This window comes from Geobacillus subterraneus, from assembly GCF_001618685.1.
Taxonomy (GTDB): domain Bacteria; phylum Bacillota; class Bacilli; order Bacillales; family Anoxybacillaceae; genus Geobacillus; species Geobacillus subterraneus.
The window spans coordinates 2130313-2144187 of the sequence record NZ_CP014342.1 but is presented as its reverse complement, the minus strand read 5'-3'; the positions used below and the strand labels follow the sequence as shown (position 1 = coordinate 2144187).

General features: G+C 54.0%; 14 protein-coding genes. All 14 read left to right on the top strand.

Going from position 1 to position 13875, the window contains the following annotated elements:
* Window positions 1-72: 72 nt before the first annotated feature.
* The 14 genes from sucC (at window position 73) to fliH (ending at window position 13866) form a co-directional block, all read left to right on the top strand.
* Entirely contained in the window at window positions 73-1233 is a 1161-nt protein-coding gene (gene sucC / locus GS3922_RS10480) for an ADP-forming succinate--CoA ligase subunit beta (protein ID WP_063166309.1), read from the top strand.
* 17 nt (window positions 1234-1250) lie between these two features.
* Window positions 1251-2153: a succinate--CoA ligase subunit alpha gene (sucD, locus tag GS3922_RS10475; protein WP_063166308.1), complete on the top strand. Its 903-nt coding sequence runs from the start codon at window positions 1251-1253 to the stop codon at window positions 2151-2153.
* 64 nt (window positions 2154-2217) lie between these two features.
* Entirely contained in the window at window positions 2218-3102 is an 885-nt protein-coding gene (dprA, locus tag GS3922_RS10470; RefSeq protein WP_063166307.1) for a DNA-processing protein DprA, read from the top strand.
* Between the two features lie 75 nt (window positions 3103-3177).
* Entirely contained in the window at window positions 3178-5253 is a 2076-nt protein-coding gene (topA, locus tag GS3922_RS10465) for a type I DNA topoisomerase (RefSeq protein WP_063166306.1), read from the top strand.
* Between the two features lie 94 nt (window positions 5254-5347).
* On the top strand, window positions 5348-6250 hold the full coding sequence (gene xerC / locus GS3922_RS10460) for a tyrosine recombinase XerC (protein ID WP_063166305.1): 903 nt from the start codon (window positions 5348-5350) through the stop codon (window positions 6248-6250).
* A gap of 23 nt (window positions 6251-6273) precedes the next feature.
* On the top strand, window positions 6274-6816 hold the full coding sequence (gene hslV / locus GS3922_RS10455) for an ATP-dependent protease subunit HslV (protein WP_063166304.1): 543 nt from the start codon (window positions 6274-6276) through the stop codon (window positions 6814-6816).
* A gap of 19 nt (window positions 6817-6835) precedes the next feature.
* Window positions 6836-8230: an ATP-dependent protease ATPase subunit HslU gene (hslU, locus tag GS3922_RS10450; protein WP_063167379.1), complete on the top strand. Its 1395-nt coding sequence runs from the start codon at window positions 6836-6838 to the stop codon at window positions 8228-8230.
* Window positions 8231-8246: 16 nt separating this feature from the next.
* Window positions 8247-9026: a GTP-sensing pleiotropic transcriptional regulator CodY gene (gene codY, locus GS3922_RS10445; protein ID WP_063166303.1), complete on the top strand. Its 780-nt coding sequence runs from the start codon at window positions 8247-8249 to the stop codon at window positions 9024-9026.
* Window positions 9027-9232: 206 nt separating this feature from the next.
* Entirely contained in the window at window positions 9233-9622 is a 390-nt protein-coding gene (gene flgB / locus GS3922_RS10440; protein WP_063166302.1) for a flagellar basal body rod protein FlgB, read from the top strand.
* A 3-nt stretch (window positions 9623-9625) separates the two neighbouring features.
* Window positions 9626-10078 (top strand): flagellar basal body rod protein FlgC, encoded by a 453-nt coding sequence (flgC, locus tag GS3922_RS10435; RefSeq protein ID WP_063166301.1) that lies wholly within the window; start codon window positions 9626-9628, stop codon window positions 10076-10078.
* A 19-nt stretch (window positions 10079-10097) separates the two neighbouring features.
* Window positions 10098-10394 carry a flagellar hook-basal body complex protein FliE gene (gene fliE / locus GS3922_RS10430; protein WP_063166300.1) on the top strand — a complete coding sequence of 99 codons (297 nt, stop codon included), beginning with the start codon at window positions 10098-10100 and terminating at the stop codon, window positions 10392-10394.
* A 90-nt stretch (window positions 10395-10484) separates the two neighbouring features.
* Window positions 10485-12071 carry a flagellar basal-body MS-ring/collar protein FliF gene (gene fliF, locus GS3922_RS10425; protein ID WP_063166299.1) on the top strand — a complete coding sequence of 529 codons (1587 nt, stop codon included), beginning with the start codon at window positions 10485-10487 and terminating at the stop codon, window positions 12069-12071.
* 12 nt (window positions 12072-12083) lie between these two features.
* Entirely contained in the window at window positions 12084-13103 is a 1020-nt protein-coding gene (gene fliG, locus GS3922_RS10420) for a flagellar motor switch protein FliG (protein ID WP_063166298.1), read from the top strand.
* Window positions 13087-13866 carry a flagellar assembly protein FliH gene (gene fliH, locus GS3922_RS10415; RefSeq protein ID WP_063166297.1) on the top strand — a complete coding sequence of 260 codons (780 nt, stop codon included), beginning with the start codon at window positions 13087-13089 and terminating at the stop codon, window positions 13864-13866. Before fliG ends, fliH begins: the two co-directional genes overlap by 17 nt.
* Window positions 13867-13875 lie beyond the last annotated feature (9 nt).

Genomic DNA, 13875 nt, shown 5'->3' with positions numbered 1-13875 from the left:
ACAAGCGCGAAATGTTAGGTATAAAATGAAAGCGCTAAGACTTTTTTGATTTTATACATAGGAGGTTGGCGCATGAACATTCATGAATACCAAGCAAAAGAAATTTTGCGAAGCTATGGTGTGAGCGTGCCGAACGGCCGCGTCGCGTTCACGGTGGATGAAGCGGTCGAAGCGGCGAAAGCGCTCGGCGCGCCGGTGTGCGTCGTCAAAGCGCAAATTCATGCCGGCGGGCGCGGCAAAGCGGGCGGGGTGAAAGTGGCAAAAAGCCTCGAGGAAGTCCGTACATACGCCAGCGAATTGCTCGGCAAAGTGCTCGTCACCCATCAAACCGGCCCGGAAGGAAAAGAAGTGAAACGGCTGTTGATTGAAGAAGGGTGCGACATCCAAAAAGAATATTACATCGGCCTTGTCGTCGACCGCGCCACCTCGCGCGTCGTCTTAATGGGTTCGGAAGAAGGCGGCACGGAGATCGAAGAAGTGGCGGCGAAAACACCGGAGAAAATTTTTAAAGAATACATCGATCCAGCCGTCGGGCTCCAAGCGTTCCAAGCGCGCCGATTGGCTTTCAACATCAACATTCCGAAGCATCTCGTCAACCAAGCGGTCAAATTTATGATGGGCTTGTACCAAGTGTTTGTCGATAAAGACTGCTCGATCGCCGAAATCAACCCGCTTGTCGTCACCGGCGACGGCAAAGTGATGGCGCTTGATGCGAAGCTGAATTTCGATTCAAACGCCTTATACCGCCATCCGGACATCCTTGAATACCGCGACTTGGATGAAGAAGACCCGAAAGAAGTCGAAGCGTCGAAATACGACTTGAACTACATCGCTCTTGACGGCAACATCGGCTGCATGGTCAACGGCGCCGGCTTGGCGATGGCGACGATGGACATCATTAAATATTACGGCGGCGAGCCGGCCAACTTCCTCGATGTCGGCGGCGGCGCCAGCGAGGAAAAAGTGACGGAAGCGTTCAAAATCATTTTGTCTGACCCGAACGTGAAAGGCATTTTCGTCAATATTTTCGGCGGCATTATGAAATGCGACGTTATTGCGAGCGGCATCGTCGCAGCGACGAAGCAAGTCGGCTTGACGCTTCCGCTTGTCGTTCGCCTCGAAGGAACGAACGTCGAGCTCGGGAAAAAGATTTTGCAAGAGTCGGGCTTGAACATTACGGCGGCGGAATCGATGGCGGACGGCGCGCAAAAAATCGTCGAGCTAGTACGTTAAGAAAGCGAGGGAGACACGTGAGCGTTTTTGTCAATAAAGACACGAAAGTGATCGTACAAGGGATTACCGGTTCGCAAGGGCTGTTTCATACAAAACAGATGATTGAATACGGAACGAACATTGTCGGCGGGGTCACGCCGAGCAAAGGCGGCACGGAAGTCGAAGGCGTGCCGGTGTTTGACACCGTTTCGGAAGCGGTCGAAAAAACGGGGGCGAACGCCTCGGTCATTTACGTTCCGCCGGCGTTTGCAGCTGATGCCATTATGGAAGCGGTCGATGCCGGGCTTGATCTCGTCGTCTGCATCACCGAGGGCATTCCGGTGCTTGATATGGTGAAAGTGAAACGGTACATGGAAGGCAAAAAGACACGCCTCATCGGCCCGAACTGCCCGGGCGTCATTACGCCGGAAGAGTGCAAAATCGGCATTATGCCGGGCTACATCCACAAAAAAGGGCATGTCGGCATCGTCTCTCGCTCCGGCACACTGACGTACGAGGCGGTCCATCAACTGACGCAAGCCGGCATCGGCCAGTCGACGGCGGTCGGCATTGGCGGCGACCCGGTCAACGGCACGAACTTCATCGATGTGCTGAAGGCGTTTAACGAGGACGAAGAGACATACGCGGTCATTATGATCGGCGAAATCGGCGGCACGGCGGAAGAAGAAGCGGCCGAATGGGTGAAAGCGAACATGACGAAACCGGTCGTCGGCTTTATCGGCGGGCAAACGGCGCCTCCGGGCAAACGGATGGGCCATGCTGGCGCGATCATTTCCGGCGGCAAAGGTACAGCCGCGGAAAAAATCAAAAAAATGGCCGAGTGCGGCATCAAAGTGGCGGAAACGCCGGCCGTCATCGGCGAAACGCTCATTTCCGTCCTGAAAGAGCGCGGATTGTACGAAAAATGCAAAACGCATTAATGTTCCTGCCCCGCACGATCACGTGCGGGGTGCTGTTTATCATTTTGCGAGAAAGGAGAATACGATGTACGATACGGTCCGCGACCGGCTCATCCATCTCCATCATTGCCGCGGAGCAGGATGGAAGACGATCCGCTATTTGATGGAGGCTGACCCGACCTTGTCTGCACCGTTTTCTTTGCCCCCCGCTGTTCTACGTCCGCTCGTTCCACTCTCTGGCGCCCAATGGGCTGCTTTTTTCCATGATTTGCATTCCATTGACATGCAAAGTGTAGTAAAAACATATAGCGATCAAGGCATTCGCATCATCACTGTGTTCGATCTTGACTATCCCCCCCTGCTCAAGCATATATACGATCCGCCTTGGGTGCTGTATGCGAAAGGAAATATACGGTTGCTTCGAGAAACTAAGCTGATTAGCATCGTCGGCACGAGACGTCCAACAAAAGAAGGAATCGAAGCGCTCGAAAAACTGGTGCCGCCGCTTGCCGCCGCCGGTTGGACGATCGTGAGCGGTCTTGCCTTTGGCATTGATGTTTGCGCCCATCAGCTCGCCGTACGGCACGGCGGAACGACGATCGCGGTCATCGCCGGCGGTCTTAACCATATTTACCCGAAAGAGCACCGCTCCTTCGCCCGGCGGCTCATGAACGAGCAGCTCATCATCGCCGAACATCCGCCGGCAACGAAACCGCAAACGTGGCAGTTTCCGGCGCGCAACCGCATCATTAGCGGGCTGTCGCTCGGCACGCTCGTCGTGCAGGCGAAAGTGAAAAGCGGGTCGCTCATCACAGCGTCGTACGCGCTCGAGCAAGGGCGGGAAGTGTTCGCCGTCCCTGGTCCGATCAACGTAGCGGAGGCTGCCGGACCGAATATGCTCATTCAGCACGGGGCAAAACTAGTGCAGGAGGCAGCGGACATAACCATCGAATTCCCGTATGTGCAATGATCATGTTTGACAAACCCGGCAATAATCATTAATAATAATGAGGATTTCAATTTACTTCCTAGGGGTGGAAGATGGATGTCAGACTACTTGGTTATCGTCGAATCGCCAACGAAAGCGAAGACGATTGAACGGTACTTAGGAAAAAAATATACGGTCAAAGCTTCGATGGGCCACGTTCGCGATTTGCCAAAAAGCCAAATGGGCGTTGATATAGATCACGGCTATGCGCCGAAATACATTACCATCCGCGGCAAAGGCCAGGTGATTAAAGAGCTGAAAACGGCGGCCAAAAAGGCGAAAAAAGTGTTTCTCGCCGCCGACCCGGACCGAGAAGGGGAGGCGATCGCCTGGCATTTGGCCAACATGCTCGATCTCGATATTCACTCCGATTGCCGCGTCGTCTTTCATGAAATTACAAAAGACGCGATTCAACAATCGTTTCAGCAACCGCGGTCAATCAATATGAATCTCGTCGACGCCCAGCAGGCGCGGCGCGTGCTCGATCGCCTCGTCGGCTATAACATCAGCCCTCTCCTGTGGAAAAAAGTGAAAAAAGGGCTGAGCGCCGGCCGCGTCCAGTCGGTCGCGCTGCGCCTCATCACCGACCGGGAAAACGAAATCCGCCAATTTCAACCGGAAGAATATTGGATGATCCAAGCGAAGTTTCAAAAAGGGACGGAGATATTTGCCGCCTCGTTTTACGGCGTTGATGGGGAAAAGCTCGAGTTAAAAACGGAAGCGGACGTAAAAGGAGTGCTCGCCCGTTTAAACGGGCGGGCGTTTACGGTGAAAACGGTGACAAAACGTGAGCGCCGGCGCAGCCCGGTGCCGCCGTTTACAACGTCGTCGCTTCAGCAGGAAGCCGCGCGCAAGCTGAATTTCCGCACAAAAAAGACGATGATGGTCGCCCAGCAGCTGTATGAAGGGATCGACCTCGGCGGCGAAGGGACGGTCGGGCTGATCACGTATATGCGCACCGACTCGACGCGCGTTGCCGAAACAGCCCAACAAGAGGCGTCGGCATATATCGAAGCGACGTTCGGCGCTTCCTATGTCAATCAAGAAAAGCGAAAGGAAAAGAAAAGCACGAACGCCCAAGATGCCCACGAAGCCATTCGCCCGACATCGGCATTTCGCGATCCAGATAAAGTGAAGCCGTATTTGACGCGCGACCAATTCCGGCTGTATAAGCTCATTTGGGAACGGTTTATCGCCAGCCAAATGGCCGCGGCCGTGCTCGACACGATGAGCGTCGAACTCGAAAGCAACGGAGTGCTGTTCCGCGCCAGCGGCTCGAAGGTGAAATTTCCGGGATTTATGAAAGTATACATCGAGGGAACGGACGATCAGACGGAGGAACAAGATCGGCTGCTTCCTGATCTCGAGGAAGGAGAGACGGTTGAAAGCGAAACGATCGAGCCGAAGCAGCATTTTACTCAGCCGCCGCCGCGCTATACGGAAGCGCGCCTAGTGAAAACGTTAGAAGAGCTCGGCATCGGCCGTCCGTCCACTTACGCGCCGACGCTTGACACGATCCAGAAGCGCAATTATGTCGTTCTGGAGAACAAGCGGTTCGTTCCGACGGAGCTCGGTGAAATTGTCGTCGAGTTGATGTTAGAATTTTTTCCGGAGATTATCGACGTCGAGTTTACGGCGAAAATGGAAAAAGAGCTTGATGAAATTGAAGAAGGAAAAGTAGAGTGGATCAAAGTCGTCGATGAATTTTACCGCGAGTTTGAGAAGCGGCTGAAAGTGGCTGAAGAAGAAATGCGCGAAGTGGAAATTAAAGATGAGCCGGCCGGCATCGACTGCGACGTGTGCGGCAGCCCGATGGTGTACAAAATGGGCCGCTTCGGCAAGTTTATCGCCTGCTCGAACTTCCCGGAGTGCCGCCATACGAAGCCGATTGTGAAAGAAATCGGCGTCAAATGCCCAAAATGCCATGAAGGCAATATCGTCGAGCGCAGCAGCAAGCGCAAGCGATTGTTTTACGGCTGCGACCGCTTCCCGGAATGCGACTTTGTTTCATGGGATAAACCGCTTGCCCGCCCGTGCCCAAAGTGCGGGGGACTGCTTATCGAGAAAAAGCTGAAAAAGGGCGTGCAAGTGCAATGCACGGCGTGCGACTATGAAGAACAGCCAGAAGCTTGACCAGGTATCGGATACAATTCAGAATTTTATAAAAAATAGTTGCGCCAATGTGGAATTGTATGGTACGATGTAGTAGCCGTTGCGGGGTGAGGCGATGAAAAATACGAAATTTGCGTTACAATCGTTCGTAGAATATTTACAAATCGAGAAAAATTATTCACAATATACTATTGCGTGCTACCGGCGCGACATTGAGCAGTTTCTTCAGTTCATGAACGAAGAAGGAATCGGCGGGCTCGATGAAGTGGCCTACAGCGACGTTCGCTTATATTTGACGAAACTGTACAGGCAGCATCTCTCCAGCCGTTCGGTCGCCCGTAAAATTTCCAGCCTGCGCAGCTTTTACAAGTTTTTGCTGCGCGAAGGATGGGCGGCCGAAAATCCATTTGCCCTTGCGGCGCTGCCGAAAAAAGAGCAAAAAATTCCTAACTTTTTATATCATGAAGAGTTAGAAGCGCTGTTTCGCGTCAATGATGGAAATACCGCCATCGGCCAGCGCAATGCAGCGCTGCTTGAGCTGCTTTACGCGACTGGCGCCCGGGTTAGTGAATGTTGTCACATTCGTCTGTCTGACCTCGATTTTGCTGCGGGTGCCGTGCTCATTCACGGAAAAGGAAACAAGCAGCGCTACGTTCCGTTTGGCCGCCCGGCTAGGGAGGCGCTTGAACGGTACATCGGCGGCGGACGGCGCGAGCTCGTAAGCAGGCTGCCGGCAGACCACCGCTATTTGTTTGTCAATGCCCGCGGCAACCCGCTCACGCCCCGGGGAGTGCGCTACATTTTGGACCGCATCGTTGAGGCGGCGGCGCTGACGCAAAACATCAGCCCGCACGTGCTGCGGCATACGTTTGCGACCCATTTGCTAAACGAAGGAGCTGACCTTCGCTCCGTGCAAGAACTGCTCGGCCACGCGCATTTATCATCAACGCAAGTGTATACGCATGTGACGAAGGATCGGTTGCGGCATATTTATTTGCAGGCCCATCCGCGGGCGTAGCCTGCAGGCAAGGAGGGAGAACAATGGACCGTTTTCATGCGACGACGATTTTCGCCATCCGTCATAACGGCAGGGCGGCGATGGCGGGCGACGGCCAAGTGACATTTGGCAACGCGGTTGTCATGAAGCATACGGCGAAGAAAGTACGGCGTCTGTTTCATGGCAAAGTGCTCGCCGGTTTTGCCGGCTCGGTCGCCGATGCGTTTACGCTGTTTGAGATGTTTGAAGGCAAGCTTGAACAGTTCAACGGCAACTTGCCTCGTGCGGCCGTCGAGCTGGCGAAAGAGTGGCGGAGCGACAAAGTGCTGCGCCGCCTTGAGGCGATGTTGATTGTCATGGACGGGCATCATTTATTGCTGATTTCCGGCACCGGTGAAGTCATCGAGCCGGATGACGGCATGCTCGCAATCGGTTCGGGCGGCCATTACGCGCTCGCTGCCGGGCGCGCCTTAAAACAGTATGCCGGCGCTTCGATGACCGCCAAAGAGATTGCGAAAGCTGCGCTCGAGATTGCCGCTGACATTTGCGTCTATACGAACGGCCATATTATTGTTGAAGAGCTGTAAAAAAAGGAGGAGGCCGATGATGGCGGAAACTTTGACTCCACGACAAATTGTCGAGAAGCTCGATCAGTTTATCGTCGGGCAAAAAGAGGCGAAAAAAGCGGTGGCGATTGCGCTTCGCAACCGGTATCGCCGCAGTTTGCTCGATGAAAAATTGCGCGATGAAGTGATGCCGAAAAACATTTTAATGATCGGCCCGACCGGAGTCGGGAAGACAGAAATCGCCCGCCGGCTCGCCAAACTCGTCGGCGCGCCGTTTATTAAAGTCGAGGCGACGAAATTTACCGAGGTCGGCTACGTTGGGCGCGACGTCGAATCGATGGTGCGCGATTTAGTGGAAACGTCGGTCAGGCTCGTGAAGGAACGGAAAATGAGCGAGGTGAAAGACCGAGCTGAGCGGCAGGCGAATAAACGGCTTGTCGAATTGCTCGTTCCCGGCAAACAAAAGCAAACGATCAAAAACCCGCTCGAGCTGCTATTTGGCGGTCAAGCGAGCCAACCGGACAACGGCCATAGCCATGACGATGAGCAGGTGGAGCAAAAGCGGCGCCAAGTCGCCTGGCAGCTCGCCAACGGCCAACTGGAAAACGAGATGGTGACGATTGAAATCGAGGAGCAGCCGCCCATGCTGTTTGACTTTTTGCAAGGGGCGGGCATTGAGCAAATGGGTGTTAACATGCAAGATGCGTTAAGCAGCCTCATGCCGAAGCGGCGCAAAAAGCGGCGTCTGAAGGTGAGCGAGGCGCGCAAGGTGCTCATCAATGAAGAAGCGCAAAAACTGATCGACATGGATGAAGTAACGCAAGAGGCGGTCCGCCTTGCCGAGCAGTCCGGCATCATTTTTATCGACGAAATTGACAAAATCGCCCGCAGCGGAGCGGTGTCCGGTTCGGCCGACGTCTCGCGCGAAGGGGTTCAGCGCGACATTTTGCCGATCGTCGAAGGATCGACCATCATGACAAAATACGGGCCGGTCAAAACCGACCATATTTTATTTATTGCCGCCGGCGCGTTCCATATGGCGAAGCCGTCGGATTTGATCCCTGAGCTGCAAGGTCGCTTCCCGATTCGCGTCGAACTGGCGAAACTTTCGGTCGACGATTTCGTAAGTATATTAGTCGAGCCGAATAACGCGCTCATTAAACAATATCAGGCGCTTTTGGCGACGGAAGGTATAAATCTTGAATTTTCTGACGATGCTATTCGTAAGATTGCCGAAGTGGCGTTTGAAGTGAACCAGACGACCGACAATATCGGCGCGCGCCGGCTCCATACGATTTTGGAAAAGCTGCTCGAAGATTTGCTGTTTGAGGCGCCGGATATTGGGCTTGACCGGATCGTCATCACGCCGCAATACGTCGAACAAAAACTCGGCAGCATCGTCAAAAACAAAGATTTAAGCGAGTTTATTTTATGAGGAGGAGATGGAACCAATGAATTTGCTAGAGAAAACGCGAAAAATTAACGCCATGCTGCAAAAAGCAGCCGGGCGGCCGGTCAATTTCAAAGAAATGGCGGAAACGCTTTGCGATGTCATCGAAGCAAACGTGTTCGTTGTCAGCCGCCGCGGCAAACTGCTTGGATTTGCCATTAAACAATCGATTGAAAACGAGCGGATGAAACGGATGCTTGAAGAGCGGCAGTTTCCAGAAGAATATACGAGAAACTTGTTCAACATCACGGAAACGTCCCCTAACATCGATATTAATAGCGAATATACGGCGTTTCCAGTGGAAAATCGTGACTTATTTAAAACCGGCTTGACGACGATCGTCCCGATCAACGGCGGGGGCGAACGGCTCGGCACGCTCATTTTGTCGCGCCTTGACCGGGAGTTTGATAACGACGACCTTATTTTGGCCGAATACGGGGCGACGGTTGTCGGCATGGAGATTTTGCGCGAAAAAACAGAGGAAATCGAAGAGGAAGCACGCAGCAAGGCGGTCGTGCAAATGGCGATCAGCTCGCTTTCCTACAGCGAACTTGAGGCGATTGAACATATTTTTGAAGAGCTTGACGGGACGGAAGGGCTGCTTGTCGCCAGCAAAATCGCCGACCGCGTCGGCATCACCCGCTCGGTGATTGTCAACGCCCTGCGCAAGCTTGAGAGCGCCGGAGTGATTGAATCGCGTTCGCTCGGCATGAAAGGAACGTACATTAAAGTGTTGAACGACAAGTTTTTGACTGAGCTTGAAAAACTGAAATCGAGCTGATGCAATCAGCCGTTGGCGCCTGCTAGGCATCTTCGCCTGGCGGGCTTTTTCTGTTTTGGTCGGCGCTTGTTCATGCTCACTCCTTCTATCGTCGCATCGACGGGGTGAAAAATAGTACCAAGTTCCGGCTATACATTAGGTTTTCCTTCCCGTAAAATGAAAGCTAGCAGAAATTGTCGAAAAATAGGCTAAAAGAGGGGATTCCATTGTCGCTGTTTTCATCGACGATCCACTGGCTTGAACAAGGACTCCGTTATGCCTCGCTCCGCCAGCAGGCGATTGCCGACAACATCGCCAACGCCGATACACCGGGCTATAAGGCGAAAGACGTGCGCTTTCAAGCCGAGCTCGACCGGGCGCTCCAGCTCGAGGCGAAACGGACGGATCCGAGTCATTTTCCGTTTCGAAACGAGCAAAATGGGAAAATTATCGTGACGACGAACGCAAATATCAGTTACAATCATAATGGCAACAGTGTCGATATTGATCAAGAAATGTCAAAATTAGCAGAAAACCAAATTTATTACAATGCGCTCATTGAGCGGATAAACGGCAAATTCAATACGTTAAAAACGGTCATTAAAGGAGGGAAATAGACAATGCCCATGTTTCAAAGCCTGCACATCTCGGCCTCGGCCTTGACAGCCGAGCGGCTGCGCATGGATGTGATCTCGTCCAACATCGCCAACGTGGATACGACGCGGGCCCGTTTTGTCAACGGGGAATGGGAGCCGTACCGCCGCAAAGTCGTCGTTATCGAACCGCGCGGTGAACAGTTTTCGAGTTATTTGCAGGCTGCCCTCGGCCGCACCGGCGCGGTCGGCAACGGGGTGCGGGTGCGCGAAATCACTGACGATCCGGCGCCGTTTAAACTCGTATATGATCCGGACCACCCGGATGCGGGCGCTGACGGCTACGTCCGCCTGCCGAATGTTGACCCGCTCAAAGAAATGGTCGACTTGATTGGCGCCACACGCTCCTACGAGGCGAACGTTACTGCGCTGAACGCCTCAAAAGGGATGTTGATGAAGGCGCTTGAGATTGGGAAATAGCGCGTAAGGAGGATATGCCATGATCGACGGAGCAAGCCGCGTCGGACTGACGCCGGCCGCCGCCGCCCCGAGCCCGGTAAAGCCGGCCGCGGTGCAAAAACAGTTTGCCGCTTTTTTGAAAGAGGCGCTCAACAATGTAAACGACGCACAAATTCAAGCGGACGCGCTGACGGAAAAACTCGTCCGCGGAGAGAACGTCCAATTGCATGATGTGATGATCGCCGCACAAAAGGCGAGCATTACCCTGCAGCTGACACTTGAGATCCGCAACAAGGCGATCGAGGCGTATCAAGAAATGATGCGCATGCCGTTGTAGCGGCCATAAGCTGAAATACATATAGGGGCTGCCGCCATTGACGGGCGATGGCGGCAAACGGCTGTATGGCTGGATGATCGGAGGAATCGTATGGACAGCAAATGGAAAGAGTGGTGGGGCCGCGCTCGTGCGTTTTGGCAAGAACGGACGAAAAAACAGAAACAGCTCGCCATAGGCGGGACGGCGGTCGCGCTTTTCGCCATCGGCATTGGAATGTTTTTTGCCATGAGGACGGAAATGGCGCCGCTATATAGCAATCTAACACCGCAAGAAGCCGGGCAAATTAAAGCGACGCTCGATGGGCGCGGCGTTCCGGCGGAAGTGGCCGATGGCGGCACGACGATCAAAGTGCCGAAAGAGCAAGTCGATGCGTTGAAAGTGGAGCTGGCCGCTGAAGGCATCCCGAACAGCGGGGTCATCGATTATTCGTTTTTTGGCCAAAACGCGAGCTTCGGCATGACCGACAACGAGTTTAATATGGTGAAGCTGAAGGCGATGCAAACCGAGCTCGCCAACTTAATGAAAACGATCGACGGCGTCGAGGATGCGAAAGTGATGATCAACCTTCCGCAGCCGAGCGTATTTGTTTCCGATGAAAAAGGAGACGCCTCGGCTTCGATTGTGCTGAAGACGAAGCCGGGCTATCAGTTCAGCGACGAGCAAATTCGGGCGCTGTATCACCTCGTCGCCAAAAGTGTTCCGAACCTCTCTACCGATAATATCGTCATTATGAACCAGTTTTTTGAGTATTTTGATTTAAAAAATGACGACGAAAATTCGACAGGGACGACATTCGCTTCGCAACAGCAAATTAAAAAACAAATCGAACGCGACATCCAACGTCAAGTGCAGCAAATGCTTGGCGCGATGATGGGACAGGACAAAGTCGTCGTTTCTGTAACGGCTGACGTCGACTTTACGCAAGAAAAGCGGGAAGAAAACTTAGTCGCTCCTGTTGACGAGGAGAACAATGAAGGAATTGCCGTCAGCGTCCAGCGCATTAAAGAAACGTATTCGGGAAGCGGGGCGCCGCCGGGCGGCATCGCCGGAACGGGCACGAACGAAACGCCGGGCTATCAGGGGGCAAACGGTGCGACGAACGGCGATTATGAGCGGACCGAGGAAACAGTCAACAATGAAGTGAACAAAATTAAAAAACAAATCGTGGAAAGTCCATATAAAATTCGCGACTTAGGCATTCAAGTGATGGTCGAGCCGCCCGATCCGGACGACCCGAATTCACTGCCGCCGGAGGCGGTCAATGATATTCAGAAAATATTAGGAACGATCGTCCGAACATCGATTGATAAAAGCGAAGCACAACCATTGACTGACGAAGAGATCAACAGCCGCATCGTCGTCTCAGTGCAAAAGTTTAACGGCAAGCCATCATTCACCGAATCGGCGCCGGTTCGTCCGGCATGGTGGTGGTATGCGGCGGGAGCGGGGGCGCTGTTGCTGATCGCCCTGCTGTTGTTCTTCTGGCTGCGTCGCCGCCGCGAAGACGAGGAAGAGGAAGACGAACTCGTATTCGCCCCGCCGCTTTCGGCAGAGCCGGAGCTGCCGGAACCGCCGGAGACGGAGGAGAAACTGCGCCGCCGGCAGCTTGAACGACTGGCGAAAGAAAAGCCGGATGAGTTTGCCAAACTATTAAAAACGTGGCTATCAGAGGAGTAGGAGGAACGGCGTATGGCAAAGCGCGAACGGAAAGGCGGGCTGTCGGGCAGGCAAAAAGCGGCCATCCTGCTCATTTCCCTCGGCCCAGACGTGTCGGCCTCCGTCTATAAACATTTGTCGGAAGAAGAGATCGAAAAGCTGACGCTCGAAATTTCCAACGTCCGCCAAGTGACGTCCGAACAAAAAGAAGAGGTGCTCGAGGAGTTTCGCCAGCTTGCTTTGGCGCAGGACTACATCGCCCAAGGCGGCATCGCCTACGCGAAAGAAGTGCTTGAAAAGGCGCTTGGCCCAGACAAGGCGATGAACATTATTAACCGCTTGACATCGGCGCTCATGGTGCGGCCGTTTGATTTCGCCCGCAAAGCCGATCCGATGCAGCTGCTAAACTTTATTCAAAACGAACATCCGCAAACGATCGCGCTTATTCTCTCGTATTTGGAGCCGGCGCAGGCGGGGCAAATTTTATCGGCGCTGCCGCAGGAGATGCAGGCTGACGTCGCTCGGCGCATTGCGCTGATGGACAGCACGTCGCCGGAAATTATTAGCGAGGTCGAGCAAATTCTCGAGCGGCGGCTGTCGGCGACCGTTGTGCAAGATTATACGCAAGCCGGCGGCATTGAGTCGGTCGTTGAAGTGTTAAACCAAGTTGATCGGAGCACGGAGCGGACGATACTAGACGCTTTGGAAATTCAAGACCCGGAACTGGCCGAAGAAATCAAAAAGCGGATGTTCGTCTTTGAAGACATCGTAACGCTTGATAACCGCGCCATTCAGCGGGTCATCCGCGAAGTGGACAACAACGACCTCATGCTGGCGCTGAAAGTGGCGAGCGATGAAGTGAAAGACATCGTCTTCCGCAACATGTCAACAAGAATGGCCGAGACGTTTAAAGAAGAGATGGAATATATGGGTCCGGTCCGACTGCGCGATGTGGAAGAAGCGCAGTCGCGCATCGTCGCGGTGATCCGCCGACTCGAGGAGACAGGGGAAATCGTCATCGCCCGCGGGGGAGGAGATGATATTATTGTCTAACGTCATTAAAGCGCCGGCAGTGACGGCCCGCACCGGCAAAAAGACGATCGCCGTGCAGCGTTATGTTCCGAATGTCCCGCCATCTGCGGATGATCGGCAACGGGAACTGGAAGCGATCGCTGCGGCCAAAGAGGAGGCGGCCGAGCTTCGCCGCCAAGCCGAACAATATTATGCGACAGTGCACGAACAGCTGGCCCGCGAACAGGAGCAATGGCGGCACGAGAAAGAGCGGCTCATGCGGGAGGCGCGCGCTCAAGGGTATGAAGACGGCTATGCCGCTGGGCGCGACGAAGCGCTGAGCGAGCATCGCGAATGGGTCGAACAAGCCCGCCGCTTAGCAGAACGGGCCAATGACGAGTTTTATGCCCGGCTCGAATCGGCGGCAGAAACGATACTTGAAGTGGCAGTAAAAGCGGCTGAACGCATCATCGGTGTTACGCTCGAGAACGACCGAGGCGCGTTTTTGCCGCTCGTGCGCCAAGTGCTGCACGAAGTGCGCCGGCAGACGGAGGTCGCCGTTTATGTGCACCCGCATTGCTATGAAACGGTAGCCAGCCAGCAAGAGATACTGCGATCCGTTTTTCCGCACCATGTCGATTTATTTATTTACCCGGACGATACACTGCCGGAATACGGCTGCCTTGTAGAAACGCCGTTCGGACGCGTCGATGCCAGCGTAGATACGCAGCTTGAACGGCTGCGCGAGGCGCTCTACAGGCGGCTGAAGGAGGGAATGTCCGCTGAACTGGCAGGCGCTTCTTGATGAAATCGT

Excerpts from the sequence above, each read along its gene's own strand:
- sucC (WP_063166309.1), top strand. The coding sequence starts at position 73 with ATGAACATTCATGAATACCAAGCAAAAGAAATTTTGCGAAGCTATGGT.
- dprA (WP_063166307.1), top strand. The coding sequence starts at position 2,218 with ATGTACGATACGGTCCGCGACCGGCTCATCCATCTCCATCATTGCCGC.
- topA (WP_063166306.1), top strand. The coding sequence starts at position 3,178 with ATGTCAGACTACTTGGTTATCGTCGAATCGCCAACGAAAGCGAAGACG.
- xerC (WP_063166305.1), top strand. The coding sequence starts at position 5,348 with ATGAAAAATACGAAATTTGCGTTACAATCGTTCGTAGAATATTTACAA.
- hslV (WP_063166304.1), top strand. The coding sequence starts at position 6,274 with ATGGACCGTTTTCATGCGACGACGATTTTCGCCATCCGTCATAACGGC.
- hslU (WP_063167379.1), top strand. The coding sequence starts at position 6,836 with ATGGCGGAAACTTTGACTCCACGACAAATTGTCGAGAAGCTCGATCAG.
- codY (WP_063166303.1), top strand. The coding sequence starts at position 8,247 with ATGAATTTGCTAGAGAAAACGCGAAAAATTAACGCCATGCTGCAAAAA.
- flgC (WP_063166301.1), top strand. The coding sequence starts at position 9,626 with ATGCCCATGTTTCAAAGCCTGCACATCTCGGCCTCGGCCTTGACAGCC.
- fliE (WP_063166300.1), top strand. The coding sequence starts at position 10,098 with ATGATCGACGGAGCAAGCCGCGTCGGACTGACGCCGGCCGCCGCCGCC.
- fliF (WP_063166299.1), top strand. The coding sequence starts at position 10,485 with ATGGACAGCAAATGGAAAGAGTGGTGGGGCCGCGCTCGTGCGTTTTGG.
- fliG (WP_063166298.1), top strand. The coding sequence starts at position 12,084 with ATGGCAAAGCGCGAACGGAAAGGCGGGCTGTCGGGCAGGCAAAAAGCG.
- fliH (WP_063166297.1), top strand. The coding sequence starts at position 13,087 with ATGATATTATTGTCTAACGTCATTAAAGCGCCGGCAGTGACGGCCCGC.